General features: G+C 61.4%; 22 protein-coding genes. 10 read left to right on the forward strand and 12 right to left on the reverse strand.

Translation table 11 applies throughout. The features are described from left to right. The first annotated feature begins 862 nt into the window (after positions 1-862). On the forward strand, positions 863-1276 hold the full coding sequence (locus DVK00_RS17750; protein WP_101351420.1) for a DUF5805 domain-containing protein: 414 nt from the start codon (positions 863-865) through the stop codon (positions 1274-1276). Continuing rightward, a complete protein-coding gene (locus tag DVK00_RS17755; RefSeq protein WP_101349850.1) occupies positions 1273-2310 on the forward strand; it encodes a tyrosine-type recombinase/integrase in 1038 nt (345 codons plus the stop codon). Before DVK00_RS17750 ends, DVK00_RS17755 begins: the two co-directional genes overlap by 4 nt. Before the next feature lie 249 nt (positions 2311-2559). Here DVK00_RS17755 and DVK00_RS17760 read toward each other — a convergent pair whose 3' ends face one another. The 9 genes from DVK00_RS17760 to DVK00_RS17800 all read right to left on the reverse strand — a co-directional run bounded on the left by DVK00_RS17760 (position 2560) and on the right by DVK00_RS17800 (position 11753). Next, entirely contained in the window at positions 2560-3276 is a 717-nt protein-coding gene (locus DVK00_RS17760; RefSeq protein WP_121537681.1) for a helix-turn-helix domain-containing protein, read from the reverse strand. 42 nt (positions 3277-3318) lie between these two features. After that, positions 3319-4305: an amino acid ABC transporter permease gene (locus DVK00_RS17765; protein WP_121537679.1), complete on the reverse strand. Its 987-nt coding sequence runs from the start codon at positions 4303-4305 to the stop codon at positions 3319-3321. Beyond that, positions 4302-5054 carry an amino acid ABC transporter ATP-binding protein gene (locus DVK00_RS17770; RefSeq protein ID WP_101349847.1) on the reverse strand — a complete coding sequence of 251 codons (753 nt, stop codon included), beginning with the start codon at positions 5052-5054 and terminating at the stop codon, positions 4302-4304. The genes DVK00_RS17765 and DVK00_RS17770 overlap by 4 nt, the downstream gene beginning before the upstream one ends. Beyond that, a complete protein-coding gene (locus tag DVK00_RS17775; RefSeq protein WP_101349846.1) occupies positions 5051-5731 on the reverse strand; it encodes an amino acid ABC transporter permease in 681 nt (226 codons plus the stop codon). Before DVK00_RS17775 ends, DVK00_RS17770 begins: the two co-directional genes overlap by 4 nt. A gap of 4 nt (positions 5732-5735) precedes the next feature. Then, positions 5736-6524, reverse strand: a complete 789-nt coding sequence (locus tag DVK00_RS17780; protein ID WP_101349845.1) for a basic amino acid ABC transporter substrate-binding protein — start codon at positions 6522-6524, stop codon at positions 5736-5738. A 59-nt stretch (positions 6525-6583) separates the two neighbouring features. Beyond that, positions 6584-7906 carry an aspartate aminotransferase family protein gene (locus DVK00_RS17785; RefSeq protein WP_101349844.1) on the reverse strand — a complete coding sequence of 441 codons (1323 nt, stop codon included), beginning with the start codon at positions 7904-7906 and terminating at the stop codon, positions 6584-6586. 92 nt (positions 7907-7998) lie between these two features. Further along, positions 7999-8946 (reverse strand): arginase, encoded by a 948-nt coding sequence (rocF, locus tag DVK00_RS17790; protein WP_394337678.1) that lies wholly within the window; start codon positions 8944-8946, stop codon positions 7999-8001. 6 nt (positions 8947-8952) lie between these two features. Then, a complete protein-coding gene (gene gdhB / locus DVK00_RS17795) occupies positions 8953-10236 on the reverse strand; it encodes a glutamate dehydrogenase GdhB (protein ID WP_101349843.1) in 1284 nt (427 codons plus the stop codon). Between the two features lie 710 nt (positions 10237-10946). Continuing rightward, complete coding sequence (locus tag DVK00_RS17800; protein WP_101349842.1) at positions 10947-11753, reverse strand: IclR family transcriptional regulator; 807 nt, start codon at positions 11751-11753, stop codon at positions 10947-10949. Between the two features lie 523 nt (positions 11754-12276). On the opposite strand from DVK00_RS17800, the gene DVK00_RS17805 reads away from it, so the two are divergent. The 7 genes from DVK00_RS17805 to DVK00_RS17835 all read left to right on the forward strand — a co-directional run bounded on the left by DVK00_RS17805 (position 12277) and on the right by DVK00_RS17835 (position 19876). Further along, a complete protein-coding gene (locus tag DVK00_RS17805) occupies positions 12277-13002 on the forward strand; it encodes a hypothetical protein (protein ID WP_101349841.1) in 726 nt (241 codons plus the stop codon). A gap of 239 nt (positions 13003-13241) precedes the next feature. Beyond that, positions 13242-13754, forward strand: coding sequence for a plastocyanin/azurin family copper-binding protein (locus tag DVK00_RS17810; protein ID WP_101349840.1), 513 nt, complete (start codon positions 13242-13244; stop codon positions 13752-13754). 1 nt (position 13755) lies between these two features. Continuing rightward, positions 13756-15735 (forward strand): TAT-dependent nitrous-oxide reductase, encoded by a 1980-nt coding sequence (gene nosZ / locus DVK00_RS17815; RefSeq protein ID WP_121578130.1) that lies wholly within the window; start codon positions 13756-13758, stop codon positions 15733-15735. A gap of 29 nt (positions 15736-15764) precedes the next feature. Continuing rightward, complete coding sequence (locus DVK00_RS17820) at positions 15765-16565, forward strand: hypothetical protein (protein ID WP_121578131.1); 801 nt, start codon at positions 15765-15767, stop codon at positions 16563-16565. Beyond that, on the forward strand, positions 16562-17953 hold the full coding sequence (gene nosD, locus DVK00_RS17825; RefSeq protein ID WP_101349837.1) for a nitrous oxide reductase family maturation protein NosD: 1392 nt from the start codon (positions 16562-16564) through the stop codon (positions 17951-17953). Before DVK00_RS17820 ends, nosD begins: the two co-directional genes overlap by 4 nt. Next, complete coding sequence (locus DVK00_RS17830) at positions 17940-18935, forward strand: ABC transporter ATP-binding protein (RefSeq protein ID WP_101349836.1); 996 nt, start codon at positions 17940-17942, stop codon at positions 18933-18935. The genes nosD and DVK00_RS17830 overlap by 14 nt, the downstream gene beginning before the upstream one ends. Then, positions 18932-19876, forward strand: a complete 945-nt coding sequence (locus DVK00_RS17835) for an ABC transporter permease (RefSeq protein ID WP_101349835.1) — start codon at positions 18932-18934, stop codon at positions 19874-19876. The genes DVK00_RS17830 and DVK00_RS17835 overlap by 4 nt, the downstream gene beginning before the upstream one ends. Before the next feature lie 12 nt (positions 19877-19888). On the opposite strand, the gene DVK00_RS17840 is transcribed toward DVK00_RS17835, so the two are convergent. The 3 genes from DVK00_RS17840 to DVK00_RS17850 form a co-directional block, all read right to left on the reverse strand. Further along, complete coding sequence (locus DVK00_RS17840; RefSeq protein WP_101349834.1) at positions 19889-20785, reverse strand: hypothetical protein; 897 nt, start codon at positions 20783-20785, stop codon at positions 19889-19891. A 39-nt stretch (positions 20786-20824) separates the two neighbouring features. After that, positions 20825-21928, reverse strand: coding sequence for a hypothetical protein (locus DVK00_RS17845; RefSeq protein WP_101349833.1), 1104 nt, complete (start codon positions 21926-21928; stop codon positions 20825-20827). Positions 21929-22099: 171 nt separating this feature from the next. Continuing rightward, complete coding sequence (locus tag DVK00_RS17850) at positions 22100-22933, reverse strand: MBL fold metallo-hydrolase (RefSeq protein WP_101349832.1); 834 nt, start codon at positions 22931-22933, stop codon at positions 22100-22102. Positions 22934-23113: 180 nt separating this feature from the next. Here DVK00_RS17850 and DVK00_RS17855 point away from each other — a divergent pair, with 180 nt between their 5' ends. Further along, on the forward strand, positions 23114-23563 hold the full coding sequence (locus DVK00_RS17855) for a universal stress protein (protein WP_101349831.1): 450 nt from the start codon (positions 23114-23116) through the stop codon (positions 23561-23563). Positions 23564-23618: the final 55 nt, after the last annotated feature.

Raw genomic sequence — 23618 nt, forward strand, 5'->3', positions numbered from 1 at the left:
GTGACGCAATGAAATGACGCGAAAATACAGCGACTATCTGAGAAACGAAGCCTTCCGGAACCGCTGAAGGTGGAGTTTTCCGGACGATTTCCGGGAGGATCGAGACAGTCGTAAGCGTTTCTAGCGACTGTGCTGGAAGCGATCCCGGGAACCGCGCAGTCACGAGGAAAAGCAGTACGTCGTGCCTGCTGGAATTGCTATACGGAGATGGTGTGGACAGTGGATGTTGATGGCAAGTCGGAGCGTGGCCGACTAAGACTCTCTGCGTGTGGCGGGACAGGCCGGACAACACCGTAGCAGGACCGTCTGCAGTGCGATTCCGCCAGCCGCACAGTGTCGGAAACGAGCCTGAAACGCCAGTAAAACATGCAAATAGATGCATAGCTTTGGATAGGACGACCACGACTGTTGGAATCGCAGCGGTTCAGAGAGTAGTGCACAGAGATGGTGTCGCCCAGCATACTAGAATAGTCTGCCAAGAGCTCAGTGACCGGTTGGGGTGTCTACGGAGAGGACCGAACTGTTTCACCGTAGGATGCCAACAGCGGCAGCACATGTGTCATTGGGGCCGCGGATGTTTGTGCGTGAGACGGCCAAAGAAGCAACCGCGCAGGGCAGCCAGGTCATTCGGAGTACCGTATCGACACTTCACGGCGTGCCAGATCAACCCCCGTCTGGGCGAACCAACAAATGGGGCCAGCTTTCTGGTATTTATTATATTTGTGAGTGTATGCTTATATTTCCGCAAAATTATAGAATATCTGTCACATATGCGGCGAAATAGGGTATCATATACCCAAATAAAGGCTTTTATCTCTGAATATGGGACTACATTGAAGTTCCCGGCGTCCGAGGGGAAACTGTGTCCAGTGACAGTGAGCGAACGACGGTTCGAACGTACATTCCGGCCTATCAGAAGGAACAGTGGCAGGCCCACGCCGAGGAGTTGGATATGAGTCAAAGCGAGTTCGTCCGGACGATGGTACAGGCAGGCCGAAGCGGTTTCGAGCCAGCAGTGTCCGAGACGGCTGAATCGGACGCCATAGAGAGCGATAGCGAGAAGCCCCGTTCTCCGGGCGCTACCCCCGGGGGTGACGGGCTGAAAGACCGGGTGCGAGACATCCTGGCTGACGGGGAGTATTACGAGTGGGATGACCTGCTCGCCGAGTTGACCGACGATATCGAGGAACGACTCGAAGACACGCTGCAGGAACTGCAGTCCAACAACGAAGTGCAGTACAGCGGGCGACATGGAGGGTACGTTCGAGACGAATGAGCACGGATACAGCCACACCAGACGCCGAATCGGACCCGATCGGCTATTTCCTCGATGACATCAGGTACCACGGAAAGAGCGACCGGACTCGTGCCTCCTATGAGCGCGTCCTGCGAGACTTCGAGTCCTATCTGTCGGATAGCAGCCAGCCCCTTCCTGTTCAGGAGGCTTCCCACCGCGACTGTATGGCATACGTCCACAGTATCCGTGGAGATGCCGAGGAAAGCACTGTCGCAACGTATGCATCCTATCTGCACCGGTTTTTTGCGTACATGACTCAGGTCGGCGTCTTCGATTCGAACCCGATGACGTTAGTCATGGAGGAGATGGACGAATCGATCAACACCGACCCGACCCGTCGGGAGGTAGACCTCCAATCGATGCGTGCGTTCGTTGATAGCATTTCACACCCACTTGAGCGAGCTATCACAGTGACACTGTTGAAAACGGGAATGCGGGCCGGCGAACTGTGTAACCTCGACATCCGGGACCTCAACCTCGACACCCCCGGCCCCAGACCAGATATTCCGGTCCGACCGGGGCTTGATGGGCGTCCGGACTCATTGTTCATCGCGGCAGACCCGACTCGTGGTGAGGCTAGTAACGGCGAAGAGCGGACCGCATCCAACAAGCGCAAGCGCGAGACAACGATTCCAGTCGACGCAGAGCTAGGCGCAGTGTTGCGACGCTGGCTCGCGATTCGACCGGACACGCAGTCCCCCGCAGCGCCGCTGTTTGTGTCCACAAGCGACAGCTGGGGAGAGCGACTCACGCCGAACATGGTACACCACATCGTCGAATCCCACGCTCGCGAGTTCGGGTGGTACACGGACGGTGGGGGGGCCGAAGAAAACGTGACACCGCACTACTTTCGACACTTCTTCACGACACATCTCCGGGATCGGACTGGCGACCGCGGTGTCGTCAAGTACCTCAGAGGCGACGTGGCACAGGATGTCATCGACACGTACACCCACGAATGGGGGACTCGGGTCAGGGATGTGTACGAGGCTGAAATCTACTCGCTGCTGTGACTGATTTGTTATTTCTATCATGCTTTAGCCGTAGCCGAGATGGTGGGTGCTGGACTTGTAAATCACATACCGCTATATCGAATTAAGCAGATACTGCCTGGCAACTGCACTGGCTCAGCGGACGATTTCAGTTGTCTCAAGCGAGCCAGGCTATCACGGGCTCGTACGAGCTGCCCCGCAAGAAACTGCAGGTGCCATGACTACAGCCGTCTCAGGAAAATCCATCCGAAGAAAGCGCCACTGATAGGGCTACTCGGGATCCAGAAGTTTCGACTCGGCAGTTCGGAGGTGCTCGAGGAGCGTCGTCTTCGAGATATCCATCTGTGCGGCGAGTTCGCGAACCGAGATCCCGCGCGGCCACTGATAGTAGCCCGCTTCGCGGGCCGCTTCGAAGGCTCGTCGCTGCGCCGGCGTCAGCGAGTCAGTTCGTAGCCTACCCACCGACCGGTCAGAATCGCTGTCAGGCGTGACAATGGATTCGACCGACACGTCAGCGTCGGCGTCAGCTTCGACGGAATCGAGTGCTGACTGAATTTCGGGCCGCTCGCCGGTGAAACTCACTTGCCAGCGTTCGCGACCGTCTTCGATACGAACAGGCGCACTGTGGACGAACCCGTGTTCAAGGAGCGTCGGGCAGACTAGTTCGTCTGGATCGTACTCTAGCAGAAACTGTCTGACGACGGTGCCGGGTGCATCGCGCTTGTGTCCGATCCGTGCTTGGAGTTCCTGTATCTCTCCGGCGTGGGGTGAGGCACGGACTGCGTCGAGGCAGTCTTCGACAGCCGACTTCGTAGCTCCATACACTGTAAACACACCGTTGACCGATACTGTCGACGACTGAACGGTCTGTTGGACCGTGTGCGCCAGAATGCCGCCGTCCGTGCGGTCGGTCGCCTCGATAGCCCAGCAGTTCGGGTGCCACAGGTCGAGTGTGAGCCGTGCTCCGGCGCTATCAGCGTGACTCATAGGATGTGTTATAATAGTTGATCGGAGGCCCCAAGAGGGTAATCATTGTCTCGTGTGTCCGACACCGGCGGTTGCAGTGTGCGATTCGACGCGGTCCATCAATGCCGATGCCGACACGACAAGGGCCAAGTACAGTATCGCCACCAGCACGAAGAGTTCCGTATACTGGTACGTTTCGTTCGCGATAGTACTTGTTCTGCCGTACAGCTCCTGTACAGTGATGAAACTCGCCAGTGAGGAGTACTTAATGAGATACACGAGTTCGTTCGTCCAACTGGGCAGCGCGAGCCGAAGGCCCTGGGGAACAACGACGTACCGTATTCCCTCGAGCTTTGAGAGTCCGATGGCGCGTGCGGCAGTCAACTGACCGCCGTCGACTGATTCCAGCGACGCACGCAGGTATTCGGACTGGTAGGCAGCGCTGTTCAGCGTGAAACTGATCACGGCCACCCAGAACGCCTGCGCCGGAACGAAGCCGACACCAACCCCCGGGACACCTCTGAGAACCTGCGTGAGTGAGGTCGCGAAGTAAAGCACGAACAACTGGGCGAGCAGCGGCGTCCCGCGGATGAGTTCAGTGTACGACAGCGCGAGCCAGCGAGCCCACCGTCCACCGTACACGCGAACGACGCTAAGCGGAAGCGCCAGCGTGAATCCGAGACAGACGCTGAAGACCGTGAGTAGAACCGTCGTCCAGATGCCCTGGGCCAGCGCCGGCAGGTACGCCGTCGCGTCGGCGGCGAACCGGAGCGTGTCAGCGACCCACGCGAGTGGCGCTCCGGCCGCACCGAGTGACGCGGCGAGCGAGCTGATAGTGTCCGCTGTTGTCAGAAACGGAGCTGCCGGGATGAACGGTGTGCCGCGGTCGAGCCCGAGTAGCCCTGCGAGGACGAAATCGGTGGTCCAGCGAGCGAGAACCCAGACCCAGAACAGCGCTAGACCCACGGTAAGTGGGCGGATAGTGAACACTGTGCCGACGCGGTCACGGAGTCCCGGGTTCGGTGATGTCGTCGATTCGGCCGTGCTCATGGCGTCGCCTCGTGTGCGTGCAATCTGCTCAGGAACTGTTCGGTTCGGTCCGCTGTGGGGTTCCGGAACAGTTGCTCCGGCGGGCCGTGTTCGACGATTTCACCGTCGTCGAGGAACACGATGTCAGATGCGGCCGACCGGGCGAAGTCCATCTCGTGGCTGACGACGAGCATGGTGATGCCCTCGGCGGCGAGGTCACGCATTACCTCGACGACTTCGCCGACGAGTTCGGGGTCGAGTGCGCTGGTCGGCTCGTCGAACAGCAGCAGTTCTGGGTCCATTGCGAGTGCGCGTGCGATGCCGACGCGCTGTTTCTGTCCGCCGGAGAGTTCAGCGGGGTACGAGTCCGCCTGTTCCAGCAATCCGACCTGTTCGAGGTGGTCCCGTCCGGCCGCCTCGGCGTCAGCAGCGTCCATGCCGAGCACTTTTTTCGGGCCGAGCGTGACGTTTTCGAGCGCCGTCAGGTGCGCAAAGAGGTTGAAATCCTGAAACACCATGCCGACTTGCTTTCGCAGTTCGTTGACATCGGTGTCGGCCCCGGTCACGTCCCGCCCATCGAGAACAATTTGACCACTGTTGATCTCGGTCAGGCGGTTCACACACCGGAGCAGCGTTGACTTCCCTGAGCCGCTCGGGCCGATGAGAACCGTCACGTCTCCCTGATCCATATCGAGGCCAACGCCTTCCAGTACTTCTTCGCTCCCGTAGGACTTGTGCAGGTCGTCGATTGAGAGTAATGGCTGTGTCATGTCGTTCCCTCCGGTACTGCGTAGTAGTCACTGAGTCTATCGAGCGACCGGTTCGTCGCGAACGTCAGCACGAAATAAACGAGGCTGACGGCGAGGAATATCTCCAGCGCCGCGGTCGACTGTCCGCCTTCGTAGAGGTTCTGACCCGTCGTCAGCAGTTCGCCGATGCCGATGACGATGGCGATGCTCGTGTCCTTGAGGACGATAGTGAACTCGTTCTGGAATCCCGGCACACTCCGGCGGAGCGCCTGCGGGACGACGACGTACCGGATCGCTTCGAACCGGGACATAGCGACGGCGCGGGCCGCTTCCAGTTGCCCGTCGTCGACGCTCTGGAGCGCACCGCGGAAAATCTGTGACTGGTAAGCGGCACTCCGGAGTCCGAGCGCGATAGTCGCCGTGACAAATGCGCTGCTGGAAACGGACAGGCCGAAGTACAGGATCATAATGATGACCAACAGCGGGGTGCCGCGAAGGACAACCCCGACCTGTTCGACCAGCCGACTGGCCCTTTCCGAGCCGTACACCTCTATCGCACCGGCCGGGAATCCGATGGCGAATCCAAGGAGAATACTGGCGACAGTGAGCGCGATGGTGACAGCTGTCCCGCCGAGCAACAGGCCCAGATTGTCGATGACGAACAGCCAGTCAGCGGTCTGGAGTAGGATTGCTGCCATGGCCTCACTTCTGTCCGAACCACTTCTCGGTCAGGTCCCGGTACGTCCCGTCGTCCTCAACTGTGGTCAGCCCGCTGTTGAGCGCGCCCGCGAGTTCGTCGTCACCGGACTGAATCCCGAAGCCGAACTGCTCGCCAGTCTCGTGGACGAACGCAGACTTGATGGGGCGATCTGCCACGAACGAGTTCGCCACGGGGACGTCGATGATGATGACATCGACGTTTTCGTTCAGCAGGTCCTCGACGGCGAGCACGTAGTTGCCGTACGCGTTGTACTGAGACGCCTGAATCGTCCCGGCTTCGATGAGCTGGTCTTTGATCACGGATTCACCGGTCGTCCCTTTCTGTGCCCCGACCGTCGCCCCGGAGAGGTCAGCCAGCGACGACGGCGAGAACGACCCGCTCTCCCGGACGATGATGGCCTGATTCGAGCTGTAGTATGGGTCAGAGAAGTCGATTGCCTCGTCGCGGTCATCGTTTATCGTCATGCCAGCCGCGACGACGTCGACGTTGCCGTTGTTCAACGCGGGAATAAGTGATTTGAACTCCAGTTCCTCCCAGCCGCTCAGCTCGTACTCCGTCGCCGCGACAACGGCTTCCAGTAGCTCGACGTCGAAGCCGACGAGTTCGCCGTCCTGTTTCATCTCAAACGGCGGAAAGCCCGGCGCCGTTCCCGCAGTGAGCGTCTGTGAGTCACCGCTGCCCGATTGACAGCCGGCGACTGACAGGGTCGCGACAGTGCCACCGATTGCCTGCAGATACCTCCGTCTGTCTACGCGTGCCTCTCGTGGCATAGTGCCACAGTCGAATCAATCATATTTTAACATTTCGGTTACCGCAGAAGTAGCGAGAGTCAGGCCGACGCGACAGCGTCTGCAACCTCGGTAAAGACCGAATCGAGGATGTCGACACAGAGTTCCAGCTCGCGCTCGGTGACATCAAGCGGCGGGAGCAGTCGGAGGGATTTCTGGCCACAGCCGAGCGTGAGGAGGCCGTGCTGGAGTGCGGTTTCCATCACGGCGTCGCGGCGGTCAGCCGTATCAAATTCCACCGCGGTCATAAGGCCGAGGCCGCGAACGTCTTCGACCAGCGGACGGTCTGCCGAGATATCGCGGAGTCGGTCCATGAAGTACGTCCCTTTCTCGGCGGCGTTGTCCAGCAGGTCGTGGTCCTCGATAGCGGCGAGGGTCAGCGCGCCACGCATCGAGCCGAGGATGTCGCCAGCCCCCCACGTTGAGGAGAGCCGCGACGTTTCGGACGGGAAGATGTCCGACCGGGAGATGGTCGCGCCGACCCGGAGCGCTTTGGCGCTCGTGATGACATCCGGTTCGATGTCGTAGTGGTCGACGGCCCACATCTCGCCAGTGCGGCCGGCTCCCGACTGGATTTCGTCGGCGATGATCGGAATGTCGTGTTCCCGGCAGAGGTCGTCGACGGCCGAGAGGAACTCGGGGCTCGGGACGCGGTAGCCGCCTTCGCCCTGTATCGGCTCCAGAATGAGGAACGCGACTTCTTCGGGCGGGATATGGCCGGTATCTGCGTCGAGTTTCGAACGGAGGCGCTCGACGCCGGCCTCTGAGTACTCCACGTCGTGAATCCCGCTGAGTTCGGGGAACTTCCGGCGGTAGACGGACTTCGAACGGTTCAGTGAAAGCGCTCCGAGGGTCCGTCCGTGGAACGCGCCGTCGAAGGTAATGCCGTACTTCGGCGTCTCGCAGTTATCGTAACAGATCTTCATTGCGTTTTCGACGGCCTCAGCGCCGGAGTTCGAGAGGAAGACGGTGTCGAAGTCGTAGTGGCTGGTAATATCGGTCAGCCGATCCATCAGGTGGGCAGGGCCCGGCAGCGACGTTTCGTCGGGCGACCCACCGGTACTGACGTAGAAGTCCTGACCGGCGATTTTCAGCGGGTCGACCATGTCAAACTCGTCGGCCCGGTCGAGCACTTTCGGGTTATTGTAGCCGAGCGGCGACGCGGCGACGTGGCAGGTGAAATCGAGCAGGACGTTGCCGTCCGCGTCTGTGCAGAACGGACCGATTGCGTCTTCGGTGATGTCCCAGACGAAATCGTACACGTACGTGCTCGGCGCGGCGGTCTCGTGGTGGTACTCGACCCACTCGCTGCTCTGTGGGCCAGGAAGGCTATCGACACGCGGCTCTGCAGTATTGCGGTCCATGTTATCACAGTAGCAATCATTGGTAATAAATCACTGTGTTCCGGGCCAGCGTGCGGCCACACGACCGGGTACCTGCCGCGGTTCGAAAAGAGCTACAGAATCCGCTTGCCGAACGCGCTGGCGGCGAGTTCGGCCGCTCGTTCGCCCGTCGTGTTGCGCTGGTCGAGGATGGGATTGACTTCGACGACATCGAGCGAGCGCAGCACCGACTCGGCGGCGTCGCGGTCGGCGACCCGTTCCATCGCCGTATGCGCCTCCCGGTAGGTGACGCCACCGGGTACCGGTGTCCCGACTCCCGGTGCGTCCTCCGGGTCAAGCCAGTCGAGGTCGAGGCTGACGTGGATGTCGTCGACGCCGTCAGTCGCGATGTCGAGTGCCTCGTCGGTGACTGGCCCGATACCCCGTTTATCGATATCTGCCATCGTAAAGACGGAGATATCGCTCTCACGGAGGACCGCTCGTTCGTCAGCGTCGAGGCTCCGCGCGCCGACGATGACGGTGTTCTCCTCGGCGACGCTCGGGGCGGTGGCCCACGGCATCTCTGCGAAGTCGCCGTAGCCGTGGGCGGCCGCGAGCGGCATGCCGTGGACGTTGCCGCTGGGCGACGTAGTCGGGGTGTTGTAATCGCCGTGCGCGTCGAACCAGATGACGCCGAGTTCAGACGTCTGGGCTGCACCGCGCATAGTGCCCATGGCGATAGAGTGGTCGCCACCTAACACCAGCGGCACGCTCCCGTCGGCTATCTCGGTCGCCACCCGGTCGGCAAGGGTGTCGGTCATTTCGGCGATCGCATCGAGGTACTTCGCACTGTCGTCGGGAGTCGCTGACTGCGACTGTAGCGTCGGCAGTGCTAGATCCCCGGCGTCAGTGTATTCGATGCCGGCCGTATCGAGCGCGGTACTGAGGCCGCCGTAGCGAATCGCCGACGGTCCCATGTCGACGCCACGCCGGTCAGCGCCGAGCGCGAAGGGGACACCGAGCACCGCGACAGGTGACACGGAACGACTGTGGTCTCGCGAGTGGGTAGACTGAAGCGACATCCGTTGCTACGGCCATAGCCCGCGGGCGTTCATAGCGTCACCGATTCGCGAGAGCGCAACGATGTAGGCCGCCGTTCGCCACGTGACATCGCGGTCCTCGACTTCGGTCTGGAGCGCCTCCCATGCATCGAGCATTTCGGCTTCGAGTTCTTCGTTGACCTCCTCGCGGGACCAGCTCCGCCGGTTAATGTGCTGGAGCCATTCGAAGTAGCTCGCAGTGACGCCACCGGCGTTGGCGAGGATGTCTGGGATAACTGGGATGTCGCGCTCTTTGAACACAGCGTCGGCTGCTGTCGTTGTCGGCCCGTTCGCACCTTCGACGATAATGCTTGCCTGCACGTCCGCAGCGTTTTGTTTGGTCAATACGTTTCCGACCGCCGCGGGAATCAAGACATCGACATCGAGTTCCAGCAACTCGGCGTTGGATAGCTGACGCGGTGCGTCAACGTCCCCCAGCTGGCCGTGTTCGTCGCCGTCAGCGGAGATTGATTCGACATCAAGGCCGGATTCATCGTAGATACCGCCGTCGACGTCGCTGACAGCGACGACGGATGCGCCCCAGGAATCGAGCAGACGTGCGGCGTTCGCGCCGACAGCACCGAAGCCCTGTACAGCGACGGTGGCACCGTCGACATTTCCGTCATAGTAGTCGAGCGCTTCGCGGGCGACGATGGCGACGCTTCGGCCGGGTGCCTCTTCACGGCCGTGTGTGCCGCCGACCGCTGTTGGTTTGCCGGTCACAATGCCGGGGACTGTCTCGCCTTCCTGCATCGAATACGCGTCCATGAACCAGGCGACGGTCTGCTCGTCGGTCCCCATGTCAGGTGCGGGGATGTCTTTCGTCGGCCCGACGACTTCGCGTAGTTCCTCAGCGAACCGGCGGGTCAGTTGCTCGGTTTCCTGTGCAGTGAGCGTCGACGGGTCGACGACGATTCCGCCCTTCGCACCGCCGAAGGGAAGGTCCATCACCGCACACTTCCACGTCATCAACATCGCCAGCGCCGTACACTCCTCTGCGGAGACGCTCGGGTGGTATCGCATACCGCCCTTGTACGGGCCTCTAACCTCGAAATGCTGGACGCGATACCCGTTAAACACCTCGACACTCCCGTCGGCTCGGCGGATCGGGACAGATACCTCGACGGTTTTCGATGGATGGCGGAGCTGCTCAAGCAGCCCCTCGGAAAGGTCGAGGTGTTCGGCCGCCCGCTCCAGTTGGCGGCGGGCAGTCGCGATTGGCGATTCGTCCTCATCTGGCGCTTGCTCTGGTGGCTCCGTCTGTGTGCTCATGAGTGTTTGTGGGTTCGGCGGTGCGTACGCCCACTCGATTCGGGACCAACGGGGCGAGTACGCTGCGTTGTTCAGCTGCCGGTTCCGTCCTGACTGTCAGCATCCAATGGCTGGAGTGAGACAGTGTATCGGCATCAATACCGGTATTGTTAATAAATATTTGGGAGTGTCTCCGGAGCAAACTATTTGAAAATAGCAAAACCAATCGAAGACTCTCGTGAGAAGTGCTTGCGGGATTATGGGCCAAACTCTCGCTGTCTATGCGGAAGATTTCGCAAAATCGAACTTGGTATATTCAATAGAAAAAGCGACACTGAGCCGATAAAAGTGGACATGACCGCGAAGATATCGACGCGTGTGTGCTGTGATCTAATCTACGTACCGAAGAGAGGGTGGATAGACTTTTTGACCAAATCAAAAATAAACAGAGCACGGCGGTGGCAGACTCCCGTCCATGAGCATACCACCTAGATTCCCCTGTGAGACGCCGGAGACAGCCTGTAGGCCTGCTGTCGGGCTGGAGACGCCCATCCAAGGGTCTTCCTAACGGTGGTACGACTGTTATTGTGGTTCAGTCACCGGGAGAATCGCTCCGTTCCGCAGTCACAGTCGGACAGCAGAGATTTGAGGTATCCAAATCACGGAGACTGAACGCCGTTGTTGGGTAGCGGTCGTCGCCGACACAGAGCGACAGGTGTCAGACACCGCGATTATGTGCCGCGGTCGAACGACGTCATTTCGAGATTGACTTCGATGAGGTTCGCAGCTTCCATCACCATCTCGGGGATCTCAGTGTCGAAGCGGGCTCCTTTCAGACGGCTGGTCGGTGCAGTCACACTGACCGCGCCGACGACGGTCCCATCGTTGTCCAGTATCGGCGCACCGACTGCCCGGAGACCGCGGATTTCTTCCTCGTCGTTCGTCGCGTATCCCCGCTCCCGGATGGTCTCTAGCTCGTCGCAGAGCGTCTCTCGGTCCGTAATCGTGTGCTGTGTCTGTCGTGAGAGCCCTTCTCGGTCGATGATTCTCTTGACACGCTCGTCTGGGAGACACGAGAGGATCGCCTTCCCAGACGCGCTGTCGTGGAGATGCTGTGGTGCTTCCCGCAGCTGGAGGTGATAGTCCATCCCGACGGCATGCTCCCCTCGCCGCTCGTAGATGGCGACTTCGCGCCCGTCGTTCTCAACGACCAGATGGACGTACTCGCCGGATTTGTCCGCCAGCTTGTCCACTTCCTCTTGGCCGGCGGTATAGAGTTCCGTCTCGTTTCGGACGTGTTCACCCATCGTGACGAACCGAAAGCCAAGCTGGTACGTGTCGTCGTCCTTCGAGAGAAAGCCGCAGTCGGTCAGCGTCGCAAGATACGTGTGAAGCGTTCCCTGGGAGAGTTCGATTCGCTCGCTCAACTCCTGCAACGTCGCGCTATGTGACTCCTGAACAGCTTCAATAATCTCACAGGCGTTCTCCACGGACTGTATCCGTCGGCCCGTGTTTTGTGTGTCGGCGTCGTCGGTCATTACCCGAGTAGAGTTGCCGTCATTATTTAAAAACCCGGATGTGAGCGATGTGCGGCCAGAGCAATCGCTCAGCCGCTACCAACTGACTGGTAGCAATACTTAGCACCGCAAAATTGCCCGCAACCAATTGACTGGACGACAGGACCGGAATGTATCGAAATGTGTATCTCTGGGAATATGGATCCAAATGAGATTTCTCTATCTCATTATGCCGAGTTTATATAGATATAATTCAATACCACTAACGAATACAGCATTACTATTTCAAAAATCCGTGTTACGGATTTACTGGTGCATATTTGGTCGTATATGGACATACTCAGATATACCTGCCGGAAAACTAGATAAATCATGCCAGTTCACCGAGGCGCCTGGTATTCTATGAGGATTGAAAATACCAATATATCGAAACCGCACGATGGCCCCGGCAACGACGCCGGGACTATATAAATAGCCGTCCGGAACAGAGCGGTGTTGTCCGGTAACTAAAACACTTATTGTTGTTACCAGACGATACACTAGCATGGCAACGACGCCTGCGCAGGACGGCGCGCAGTGGTTCCTGCACACATGGCGAGACCACATCCTCGAGCCGGTAGAGACGGCTCTCACTGTGCTTGACGAGGAGCATACTGAACTTGCCGCCGAGCAGGCTGGTCTCGAAGAATTCCTGCAGCGCCTCCGCGCCCTCGACCCCGTTGAACAGCCCTCCTCCCCCGTCGGTCCGCGAAGCCGACAACCCGCACCCGACCCCGTCAAAGCGCTACGAGACGCTTACACCGACACGGTGCTAGCTGTCGACCACTACGAGTCAGTGTACGATGAATCGCTGGTCGAAAACGTCGCGATCGAGTTTGGACAGGACTACGCAGCACTATTTCACCCTGAGACGAACGTCGGATTTTCCCCGCCGCTCAAACGGTCACTCGTAGCTGCGGCTGAGCAAGCAATCGACGAACGGACGTCGCTGGACCGCGCTGTCAAAATCGAACAAGAATCGATACAGGAGTACCACGGCAGTCTGCAGGAGATTATTGAGACACTCGACAGTACGGTCGTGCCCGAGTGGTATCGTGAAACGTTCCAGAGCGACATTGCTGCGATTTTACAGGATCGGCAGGATCAACTCCACTCTAGCGTTCACCGGTTCGAAACACACGAGTTCTGCACGTATATGTACGAAGACCAACTCTGGACGTATCCGGTGTTGACCAGTCTCGCACGGCTACAAGAGTCTGTGGACAGTTGAACGAAGGCGGTGCCTACAGCAGACCGTGTCACCGAAGCGCGGTGCATCCGACGCCGGCACCCACCACCCACCCCGGAGAGTACGGAGACGATTGCACAGTTGTTGTACTCTGCGGCGATGTTCGCGAGTAGTTACCATTCACTATTTACCGACGAACATATTCGCCCCACTTCCTGCGAAATGAGAGTGCGGGTCCCTATATATACAGGTAGGTCTTCGAGTTGCAGCCGTGAGCTACCATGGAAACACGTAGAACATTCGTTCGCGGTCTGGCTCTCGCGGCTGGAGTCACACTAGCTGGCTGTTCATCGGGCGGCGGGTCCGACAGTGGCAGTGACGGCGACTCGGGTAGCGGCGGTGACGGCGCAGACGGCGGTGAGACCGAGTCCGGCGACGGCGGGAGCGGCTCCGAGTGGGCCGAGACAAGTACTGTCGAAATGACGGACGGACTGGCATACGAGCCAAAGAAAATCAAGGTCGAGGCAGGGACGACAGTCACGTTCGAGAACGTCGGTAGCATCGGCCACACGGTGACGGCCTATGAGGACAAGATTCCCGATGGCGCGGATTACTTCGCCTCCGGTGGGTTCGACTCCCTGCAGGCCGCGAAGGACGGCTACAGCAACGGGCAGAAAGGAAATATCCCGAAAGGCGAGAGCTACGAGGTCACGCTGGAGACGACCGGAACGTACGAGTACTACTGCATCCCCCACGAGATGAACGGGATGGTCGGCACAATCAAGGTGGTCTGATATGAGTGAAAACGAGACTCCCCGCGACCCGAACGAAGTCCTCGAAGAATACGAAGAAACGCTCGACTCGGTACTGGCTGATGTCGAGTCCCCGGATGAAACGACTGCGGACGACGACATCTCACTGGGACTACCCGGCCTCTCACTCGGCCGCCGGGACTTCATGAAGGCCGGCGTGGCCGCTGGCGCGATGGGCTCCGTTGCGGGCTGTTCGGCGCTGACCGGCGGCGATGGCAGCGCCGGCAGCCAGTCGACGCCCTCTGGCAGCGGCGCGAGCCACACGGTCGAACCGGGCGAACACGACGAATACTACGGCTTCTGGTCCGGCGGCCACTCCGGCGAACTGCGGGTCATCGGCATCCCGTCGATGCGCGAACTCACCCGCATTCCGGTGTTTAACACCGACTGTGCGTCGGGCTATGGTTTCACCGATGATACCAAGGAACTGCTCGAAGAGAGCGGCGGCTACTCCTGGGGTGACAACCACCACCCGAACCTCTCGGAGACAGACGGGGACTACGACGGCGAGTACCTGTACGTCAACGACAAGGCGAACGGTCGCATCGCCCGCGTGAACCTCACGTACTTCGAGACGGACGCCATCACGGACGTGCCGAACATGCAGGCCATCCACGGCTGCTGTGTCCTCTCGCCGGACACGAAGTACGTGCTCGGCAACGGCGAGTTCCGCGCGCCGCTGCCCAACGACGGGACCGACGCCAAGAACCCGGACAACTACACGTCGCTGTTCGTCGCCGTCGACCCCGAGTCGATGGAGACCCAGTGGCAGGTCAAGGTCGACGGCAACCTCGACATCGTCGACACCGGCAAAGAGGGTCGGTGGGCCATCTCCTCGGCGTACAACAGCGAGGAGGCCACCGACATTCAGGGCATGACGAAGGACGACCGGGACAACGTCAAGGCCTTCGACATCCCGGCCATCGAGCAGGCCGTCGAGAACGGCAACTACGAGGAAGTCAACGGTATTCCGGTCGTCGACGGCACGCAGGGCAGTTCGCTCAATCAGGGTGACCGCCCCATCGTGAAGTACATTCCGACGCCGAAAAGCCCCCACTGCGTCGAGGTCGGACCCAACGGCGACTACGCCTTCGTCGCGGGGAAGCTCTCGCCGACGGTGACGATGATCGACTTGGAGGCACTGGCCGATTCCTCCGACCCGGAGGACGTCGTCGCCGGGCGACCGCGCGTCGGACTCGGCCCGCTGCACACTACTTTCGACGGCAACGGCCACGCCTACACGTCGCTGTTCATCGACTCGCAGGCCGTCAAGTGGGATATTCAGGCCGCCGTCGAGGCCGAGGAGGGGTCAGAAGACCCCATCATCGAGAAACAGGATGTCCACTACAACCCGGGCCACATCCAGGCGCTGGAGGCGATGACGACCGATCCCGACGGCGAGTGGCTCGTCAGTCTCAACAAGCTCTCGAAAGACCGGTTCCTTCCGGTCGGCCCGATTATGCCCGACAACGACCAGCTCATCCACATCGGGCAGGGCGAGGCGGAGATGGAACTGGTCGCGGACCACCCGGCCTACCCCGAGCCACACGACTGCGTCTTCGCCCACAAGGACAAGATAGACGCGAAGAAGGTCTACGACAAGGCCGACTACGAAGAAACCTACATCACCGAGGAGGACTCCGGCGTCGAGCGCACGGGCGAGAACAGCGTCCACGTCAAGATGACGACCAAGCGCTCGGAGTTCGGCCTGCCGGACTTCACGGTCCAGGAGGGCGACGAGGTGAAACTGTCCACGACCAACATCGAGGGCGTGCAGGACATCATCCACGGCGTCGCCATCCCCGAACACGACATCAACTACGCCGTGGCCCCACAGGACACCCGCGAGGTCACGTTCACGGCTGACGACCCTGGCGTGTACTGGATCTACTGCACGTACTTCTGTAGCGCCCTGCACTTAGAGATGCGCAGCCGGATGATCGTCGAACCGGCGGAGGGGTAAGTCACGATTCACCTCGGAGGTGTCCAGCCATGCAACGACCCACCCTTGACGACTTCCGCGAGATCAGGCGGGGCCTCCCCGTGGTAGCGGCGCTGCTGTTCGTCGCGGCGCTCGCGTTCCCGATGTGGCGCATCAGCGTTGATGCGGTGCAGTACCCGAGCACGACGCTCCGCGTCTCTCTGTACGCCTACCCGCACCTGGCCGGGGATTTCACCGAGATGGCGCGACTGAACCACTACGTCGGGTTCTACTTCCCCGACCCGGTGTTAGTCGAGCCCAACTTCCCCGTTGAGGAGAACGCCATCGACGTGCCCGAGTGGGCGCTGGGTCCGGTGGCGTTCATTGGCGTGTCGCTGCTGTCGGTGTTCGTCGCCGTCGCACCGACTACCGAGAAACTCAAACGCGGCCTGAAATACCAGTTCGGCGGCACCGTGTTGGTGTTCACCGTGATGCTGGCCGATATCCAGTACCGCCTCTGGCAGGCTGGCCACACGCTCGACCCCGGAGCGCCGGTGATGGGCGTCGACGGCTTCACGCCGCCACTGTGGGGGCAGTACCAGGTCGCCAATATCACCAGCGTCTCCCGGTTCGGCCTCGGCGCATACATGGCCGCCACAGCTGTTGGACTGCTCGCGGTTTCGTACTACTACCGCGATCAGGCCGCGACGTTCAGGGAACTCCCGGCCCGACTTCGCGACGGGCTCACCGGACTTCCCGACGCCGTTCAGGACCGACTGGGTCGTGAGGGCGATACTGACGACGAGGGAGACGCCCCGCACCGCCCGACGACCACTGCGGCTGAACCAAACCACCCGGAAACACACTCATGATCCCACTGTCCCACGATTCCGAGCGTGTGTTCGCCATCGGGACCGCAGCCCTGCTCGTGCTGTCGGTCGTCGCTGTCGGGATGGCCAGCGCCGGCGAAGCCGACAGCGCCCGCGACAGCCTCAACTTCGACCCCGACGTGCCTGACACCGACTCGTTCACCGCCCCATCGGCCGAGGGGACCGCGACGGTCGACGGCGAGACCTACGACAGCGCGCAGGCGGCGGTCGATGCCGCGAGCCCCGGCGATACCGTCACGCTCGACGGTCGCTTTGACGAGACGCTCGTCGTGACAACGCCGAACGTCACGCTGGCCGGGAGCGGTCCCGGATCGGCGCTGCTACACGGCGACGGCGACGGCGATGTGCTCGCCGTCGAAGCACGGGGCGTCTCCGTGACGGGCCTCTGGGTCCGAAACAGCGGCTACAGTACCGCCGACAACGACGCCGCGATATTCGTCAACGCAAGCGAGGTCTCCGTCCGCGACAGCCGCGTGACCGACATGACCTTCGGTATCTGGCTCAACGGCGTCGACGACACCGAGATACGGAGCAACACCATCGTCGGCCGCGAGGAGATACGGCAGTTGACCAAGCGTGGCAACGGTATCCAGATATGGAAGACCGAGGACAGCGTCATCCGGAACAACGACATCACCACCGTCCGGGACGGACTCTACTTCAACTGGGCGAAAGACGTCAACGCCAGCGAGAACACGATGTGGGACCTCCGGTACGGGGTCCACTACATGTACTCGGACGACTCGAATCTGCGGAACAACACCGCCTTCGACAACGACGTCGGGTACGCGCTGATGGTGTCGAAACACCTCGTCATCAAGGACAACGTGGCGGTGAACAACAGCGGGCAGTCCGGCCACGGGATCCTCGTCAAGAGCATCGACGACACGGACATCCGCGGCAACCACCTCGTCAACAACGAGAACGGGCTGTTTGTCTACAACTCCGTCAGCAACCGCATCGTCGATAACCTCGTCGTCGGTAACGATATCGGCGTCCATATCGCCGCAGGGAGTACCGACGGCACCGTGACCGAGAACAGTTTTATCCGCAACGACAGGCCGGTCCTTGCGGTCATGAGCGACCAGGTCCACTGGAACGAGAGCGTCGGGAACTACTGGTCCCGGGCGAACCCGACCGACATCGACGACGACGGCGTCGGCGACACGCGCTACCAGCCAGCCGGGACCGTCCAGCAGGTCACCGCCGAGAAGCCCGCCGCGCGAGTGTTCGCAAGCAGTCCGGCCTTTGATGCCGTTCGGCTGGCCGAGTCGTCCGTGCCGGTCGTCCAGTCGCCCGGCGTGGTCGACGCCCGTCCGCTCACCGAACCGCCCCACGAGGACTGGAGGAAATACTATGAACGTGATTGAAGTCGACGACGTATCGAAAGCCTACGGCGACGTGCAGGCGCTCGACGGACTGAATCTCTCGGTCGAACAGGGGACGACCCTCGGCGTGTTCGGCACGAACGGTGCCGGCAAGACGACGCTGTTCAAGCTACTCGTCGGGCTGAACCGGCCTGACGATGGCAGCGTCTCCGTCGCCGGCGCGGACCCGACCGGCGGTACCACCGTCCGCGAGCGGGTGCGCTACCTGCCGGAACACGCCGGCTTCCCGCCGAGCCTGACCGGACGCGAGATACTCCGCTTCCACGCCCGGATGCGCTCGGTACCACGGGAAGACCGGAGCCACCACGTCGAGCGCATCCTGCACACCGTGGGACTCGCAGACGCCGCGGACCGCCGCGTCGGCGGCTACTCCAACGGGATGAACCGACGGCTCGGCCTCGGCACTGCGCTCGTTGGCGAGCCGGCCGTGCTGATCCTCGACGAACCGACCGCGGGACTCGACCCCGACGGTATCCGGGCGTTCCACGAGGTTGTGGAGTCGCTGGCGGCGGAGACCGACGTGACCATCGTCTTCTCCTCGCACGCGCTCGGGGAGATTCAGCGGCTCTGCTCGGAGGCGGTCATCATCGCGGACGGACAGGTGGCGACTGCGGGGCCGGTCGAAGAGCTTCGCCGCGCCGCCGCCGACGAGGTGACAGTGTCGCTGTCGCTCACGTCTGAGGCGGCTGCGAGCGACGTGGCAGGCATGCTTCGAGACTACGAGGGTGCGTCGAGTGTCAGCCGCGGCGGCGTCGACCTGACTGTCACCACCGCCCCCACCGACGCCTACGACCTCCTGACGGCCGTCGGCGACAAGTACGATATCGACCGTTTCGAGGTCCGCGAACCGGGTCTCGAAGCCGCATTCCACGAGGTCGTCGGGGCGGCCGACGGCGACGAGCGCACCGGTTCCGACAGCACTGCGGCTGCGGCCGCCGAGGACTCGGGAGGCGAGCCGGCATGATGGGAGACGACTCCTCGACAGATCCGACACCCGACGGCGGCGTCGTCGCGGCCGACGCTCCGGGTACCCGGCTGCACGATGGCGGTACCGAGGGAAGCACGACCACAGACGCTGCCGACGAATCGGCGTTCGCCCGACTTGCCGACAGCAGCCTGTTCACCATCGCGCGCCGTGAGTACCGGCTGGCCGTCCGGAGCCGATGGGCGCTCGGCGTGGCGCTACTGTTCGGCCTCTTTACCACCGCCGTCGTCCAGTTCGGGGCGAGTTCAGTCGGCCCGGGTCGCTTCGACGCGGTCATTGCGACCATCGCGGAACTCGGCGTCTACCTCGTCCCCCTGGCCGCGCTGGCGGTCGGCTACGACGCCATCGTCGGGGCCGACGAGCGCGGCTCGCTCGAACTCCTGCTCGCGCTCCCGGTGACGAAAGGCCGTGTCGTCGTCGGCACTGCCATCGGCCGGGCGGCGGTGTTGTCCGGCGCGATGTTGCTCGGCTTCGTTCCCGGCGCACTGTTGACCGTTCGCTATCTCGGTCTCGCCAGCGTCGGCCAGTACGCGGCCGTCGCCCTCGCCGCGGTCCTGACCGCCTGCGCGATGCTCGGCGTCGCGGTACTGGTCTCGACGGTCGCACGGACGAAAACACACGCACTCGGTGCCGCGCTGGCCATCTGGCTGTGGGTCGCGCTGTTGCACGACCTGGTCGCGCTGGGGGCCGTCGCTGGGTTCGACCTCGGGTCCGGCGCTATCGCCGCGGCGATACTGCTCAACCCGGTGGACTGCTTCCGCGTGCTCGCGCTCTCGCAGGTGGACGTGGTCGCCGGCGGCTTCGGCAGCGTGCTGGCACAGGCCGGGCTGACTACGCCGATGGTCGCCGCGGGGCTCCTGGCGTGGGTCGTCGTGCCCGTCGGCGTCGCGGCAAAACTCATCGAGCGGCGGCGTCTCTGAGACGACGGCGTCTCAGACCGATTGCAGCGCCGTCTCTTCGGGGTCTTCGAACAGACTGGCGACCTGTTCCGTCGTCTCGGTACGCTCGTGGGCGTTCTCCAGCAGCACGGTCTCACTGGGGAACAGCCGCTCGCCGAGTTCGAGGCCGTGATCGCGTGCAGTCGATCCCGTGACAGTAAGGTAGACACCGATACCAGTCGCCGCAATATCTTCTTCTTCCTCGCCGCCTTCGGTGGGATACGTAAAGGAGACACCATCGAGTGCGCTCGTCCCGAGGACGGCTTCGACGAGCCGTTCGTACCGCGGTGAGATACACAGGTCGCCCTCGTAGTTGGTGACGAAGGCCCGGTCGAGAGGACCGTCCTGTGCATCGATGACATCCGGCGTCGCAAGCAGCGTGTGGTACACTGTATCGCCCAGCCCGGTTACGACCCGTACGTCCGTATCAAGCGGGTCGATACGGTCGTTGATTTCGTGGATGGCGGTCAGCGGGTCGTCCCGAAGCTGGACGACTTCTTCGAGTACGAGGTCGGCGCTGTCGAATCCGAGCGCGAACTCATGAGTCCGGAGCGCCCGGAACGGCTCCTCGCGGCCGACCAGTTGGACATCACCGTACGCTGTCGGAATTGTGACGCTGTCGAAGACGATCCGTCGAGGCATCCCGTCGCGGTCGTCACGGAGCAGCGTGTACTCCGGCCTGTATGGCTCATCAAGCGAGGAGTAGTCGCTGATGCGATGGTACACGTCGGCGACCGCGTCTTGGTTGCCCTTGGTGACAGCCTTCTCGTAGCGAAGCGTCGAGATGATATCGTCGACCAGCTCGGTCGTCCCTGTGCGCCCGGCGAGTCGCTCCAGCACTGCTTCGAGGGGCCGGCCTTTGCGCGGCACAGCCACTCTCGTCGTCGTCATTATGCAGGCACAGACGGGGGACCGGTAAAACGAGTTCGGTTAATCGCCGCCGCCGATAACCGACGACAGCTGTTCGCGCCACTGTTTGAGTTCCTCGATTTCCGATTCGGTTTCGTCGATCCGGTCGGCGAGGTCACCGTCGTCGATTTCCGCGCGGACGGCTTCGATGTCGTCTTCGAGGTCGTCGAGCTGCCCTTCGACACTCTCGACTTCCTCGGAGAGGTCGTCGACCTGATCGGAGGCAGACGTGGCTGTCTTCGTCGCCGACTGGACTTCGTCCTGGAAATCCTCAAGAGCCGCTTCGAAGGAGTCGAGACGCTCGCCGAACTCCTGGATCATGTCCTCGCCGGTACCGTTCTCTTCGAGGAATTCTTCGAGCGCGTCGGTGTACGCACGGAGGTCCGCGACGTCGCTCTGGATGCGCTGGATCCGGGCGTCGTTGACGCCGCCGGTGTTACCGTCGTCTTCATCTTCGGAGACGGCGTCAAGCGCACGCTTGAGTAGCTTCACGTCTTCCGGGGAGACGTTCTGATCCCGGATTTCCTGTGCCATCGTCGCGACAACAGCGCCGGATTGGACCTCGGAGTCTGCCGGTGCAGCGTTGCTCGCTTCGGGGGCTTCGACGCCTGAATCCGGGTTGTTCGGGTCCGAGAGGTCGAGGGTCTCGATGTCTTCGTCGTCATCGTCTTCGAGGCCGGGAACGCTGTCGGCGTCACCGGCGATGACGTCCCGAACAGCCTCGTCGCCGCCACCGACGAGGTCTTCCTCGTCCTCGTCTAGAGGCGGATTCACACGCTCGATGTCGGGTTCTGTCAGGAACTTCTCGACGTCGTCAGTTCCCGTCGCACGAATACCGTAGACGGTCGTGTAGTCGGCTTCCGGTTCGAGTTCCTTTTCGAAGGCGATCCGGTCTTCGTTGATGTCCCAGTACTCACTGCCGTACTCGGGGTGAAAGCCCAGGTCTTCGACGGCGACATCCGCCGGCACGGTGTCGACCAGCCTGACTGTCACCGGAACGGACCGTCGCGACGTGAGATTAAATGCTATGGCGGGCACGGGAAACTCGTCCGCCTCGAACCGCTTGGTCACTGTCACGCCATCTGCGGCGACAGTGACTTCATCGTAGGCTTGCGAATTGCTCATGGTCTGTATGGTCTCAGCAATAGTATTAAAGGTACGTACCTGACCAACATTTACGCCTTTTTTCTACAACCTATCAGTTAATATAATCTATATACATACGTTCAGGAACATGAACAGGGCGTGATCCTGGAAGTCAGGGCAGGCCGTCCGTGTGCCACTGGCAGGCCGCTCTCAGTCGAGATCGTACCGGTCGCCGATTTCAACTATTGAAAGCGCCGATGGATATGCGAAGCTGTTGGCGTGGTTGTGCAAGACGGTCGGCTCCGTGGTCATCCCCTTCCACATATCCCAGTGGGTCGGGACAAGGGTGTCAAGCTGGAGTTCGTTCGCGGCTTCGATGATCATGTTCTCATCGTTATACCACTGTGTTCGCGTGGGTTCGCCGGTTTCCTTGTCGTCGATCATCCCGACCGTTCCGAACGCGAGGACGCCGACATCGATGTCGTAGCGCTCGCCGATAGCTTCGAATTCGCCGGGACGGGCGTCGCCGCCGTGGAAGAACGTCCCGGAGTCATGTTCGAACACGTACGACACCGGATGCTCGGCGTCGGGGTCGTTGGCCGGTTCGACGTGGACGGTCACGTCACCGATATCGAGCGTGTCGCCCTCCGTGACCTCGTGGAGTTGATCGTCAGTAACGCTGTAGTTCTCCAGCCACGCCTCCTCGCGGATGACGTCGTGACCGCTGTCAGTGGTGTAGTAGTCCGCGCCCGTCCCGGCGAGAATCGGGGCCTGAGACGGCCCGTGAACGTGGTCGGTGTGTTCGTGGGTGCCCAGAACGGCGTCACACTCAGTGATGTCCTCAGGGTTGAACGGCACTGGAACCATCCGGACGGTTCGCGGTGGGTCGCCCGTACCGAGGTACGGGTCAATGAAGACGGTCGTCCCGCCGCTCGATTTCACGATGAAGCCGTTGCAGCCAAGATACCAGATCGCCAGCCCGTCAGGCGTCGCCGACTCCACCGCACGCGGGAGCCAGTCGTCCCAATCAGATTCGACTGTCATGCCGGGAGATGCCACGCCCGGTCGCTAAGGTGTTTCGAAGACGCTGTGCCGGGGCCGCTGGATGCTGTACGGATGGTTCGGCCTGACATCCGGACCCAGTTCCACGATGGTCGTAGTGTCTCCCGCTGTCTGAGAACGGAGCCCTCAGTTTATTTCCCACCTGAGAGAAATGTGACCTGTATGTACGATCATATCCTCCTCGCATCGGATGGGACAGCAGCGTCAACCAATGCCGAATCCCACGCAATTGCCCTCGCAGCGGAACACGATGCGGACCTCCACGTGCTGTATGTCGTCGACGAAGACGTGTACACGGCCTACAGCGGCGACGAGTACGTCGACGAGTCGGAAGGACCGGAACACGGCCTCGAAGAGACGGGTCAGGAGACGCTGGCCCGGATACAGGCCGACGCGGAGTCGGCCGGCGTCGACGCAACGACGACCCTGAAACACGGACGGCCAGCCGAGTCCATCATCGAAACCGCCGACGAGGCGGACGTCGATCTGCTCGTACTCGGGACGAAGCGGCGGCCGGCGGAGTACCGGAGCCTTCTCGGCAGCATCACAGACAAAGTGCTCAGGCTGAGCGAACGACCGGCGGTCGTAGTGAAAACTGAAGTCGAGGAGTAACCGCCCAGTCGGTCGAGTGGACCGCTGACTGGCGATAGCTGGCGGCGGTATCGCC

Source organism: Haloarcula sp. Atlit-47R (assembly GCF_003665985.1).
Classification (GTDB): Archaea; Halobacteriota; Halobacteria; order Halobacteriales; family Haloarculaceae; genus Haloarcula; species Haloarcula taiwanensis.

Excerpts from the sequence above, each read along its gene's own strand:
- DVK00_RS17755 (WP_101349850.1), top strand. The coding sequence starts at position 1,273 with ATGAGCACGGATACAGCCACACCAGACGCCGAATCGGACCCGATCGGC.
- DVK00_RS17760 (WP_121537681.1), bottom strand. The coding sequence starts at position 3,276 with ATGAGTCACGCTGATAGCGCCGGAGCACGGCTCACACTCGACCTGTGG.
- DVK00_RS17765 (WP_121537679.1), bottom strand. The coding sequence starts at position 4,305 with ATGAGCACGGCCGAATCGACGACATCACCGAACCCGGGACTCCGTGAC.
- DVK00_RS17770 (WP_101349847.1), bottom strand. The coding sequence starts at position 5,054 with ATGACACAGCCATTACTCTCAATCGACGACCTGCACAAGTCCTACGGG.
- DVK00_RS17775 (WP_101349846.1), bottom strand. The coding sequence starts at position 5,731 with ATGGCAGCAATCCTACTCCAGACCGCTGACTGGCTGTTCGTCATCGAC.
- DVK00_RS17780 (WP_101349845.1), bottom strand. The coding sequence starts at position 6,524 with ATGCCACGAGAGGCACGCGTAGACAGACGGAGGTATCTGCAGGCAATC.
- DVK00_RS17785 (WP_101349844.1), bottom strand. The coding sequence starts at position 7,906 with ATGGACCGCAATACTGCAGAGCCGCGTGTCGATAGCCTTCCTGGCCCA.
- rocF (WP_394337678.1), bottom strand. The coding sequence starts at position 8,946 with ATGTCGCTTCAGTCTACCCACTCGCGAGACCACAGTCGTTCCGTGTCA.
- gdhB (WP_101349843.1), bottom strand. The coding sequence starts at position 10,236 with ATGAGCACACAGACGGAGCCACCAGAGCAAGCGCCAGATGAGGACGAA.
- DVK00_RS17800 (WP_101349842.1), bottom strand. The coding sequence starts at position 11,753 with ATGACCGACGACGCCGACACACAAAACACGGGCCGACGGATACAGTCC.
- DVK00_RS17805 (WP_101349841.1), top strand. The coding sequence starts at position 12,277 with ATGGCAACGACGCCTGCGCAGGACGGCGCGCAGTGGTTCCTGCACACA.
- DVK00_RS17810 (WP_101349840.1), top strand. The coding sequence starts at position 13,242 with ATGGAAACACGTAGAACATTCGTTCGCGGTCTGGCTCTCGCGGCTGGA.
- nosZ (WP_121578130.1), top strand. The coding sequence starts at position 13,756 with ATGAGTGAAAACGAGACTCCCCGCGACCCGAACGAAGTCCTCGAAGAA.
- DVK00_RS17820 (WP_121578131.1), top strand. The coding sequence starts at position 15,765 with ATGCAACGACCCACCCTTGACGACTTCCGCGAGATCAGGCGGGGCCTC.
- nosD (WP_101349837.1), top strand. The coding sequence starts at position 16,562 with ATGATCCCACTGTCCCACGATTCCGAGCGTGTGTTCGCCATCGGGACC.
- DVK00_RS17830 (WP_101349836.1), top strand. The coding sequence starts at position 17,940 with ATGAACGTGATTGAAGTCGACGACGTATCGAAAGCCTACGGCGACGTG.
- DVK00_RS17835 (WP_101349835.1), top strand. The coding sequence starts at position 18,932 with ATGATGGGAGACGACTCCTCGACAGATCCGACACCCGACGGCGGCGTC.
- DVK00_RS17840 (WP_101349834.1), bottom strand. The coding sequence starts at position 20,785 with ATGACGACGACGAGAGTGGCTGTGCCGCGCAAAGGCCGGCCCCTCGAA.
- DVK00_RS17845 (WP_101349833.1), bottom strand. The coding sequence starts at position 21,928 with ATGAGCAATTCGCAAGCCTACGATGAAGTCACTGTCGCCGCAGATGGC.
- DVK00_RS17850 (WP_101349832.1), bottom strand. The coding sequence starts at position 22,933 with ATGACAGTCGAATCTGATTGGGACGACTGGCTCCCGCGTGCGGTGGAG.
- DVK00_RS17855 (WP_101349831.1), top strand. The coding sequence starts at position 23,114 with ATGTACGATCATATCCTCCTCGCATCGGATGGGACAGCAGCGTCAACC.